At 64.6% G+C, this 274-nt stretch carries 1 pseudogene; it reads right to left on the bottom strand.

The annotated features are described in order from the left end of the window. Positions 1 to 274: pseudogene (locus tag DW899_RS10320) on the bottom strand (SIS domain-containing protein); the annotation flags it as partial.

The following is a 274-nucleotide window of genomic DNA, read 5'->3' as shown; positions in this document are numbered from 1 at the left end:
TCCTTCATCTTCTTGACGGCCTCGAGGACCTCGGGGGTGGTGCCGGACTCGGAGGCGGTGAGCACGACGGACTTCTCGGTCATGCGCTTGTGGCCCATGACGTTCCACTCGGCGGCGTGGATCAGGTAGACCTCGAGGTCGCGGTCGCCGAACTTGTTCATGAGGTACTCGAGCTGCATGAGCTCGTCCCAGGTGCCGCCGACACCCATCAGGAACACGGCGTCGTAGCCCTCGTCGGCGACCTTGTCGGCGAGCGCGGTCATCTTCTTGCCGG

Source organism: Collinsella sp. AM41-2BH (assembly GCF_003468085.1).
Classification (GTDB): domain Bacteria; phylum Actinomycetota; class Coriobacteriia; order Coriobacteriales; family Coriobacteriaceae; genus Collinsella.
This window is presented reverse-complemented; position numbering and strand designations above follow the sequence as displayed.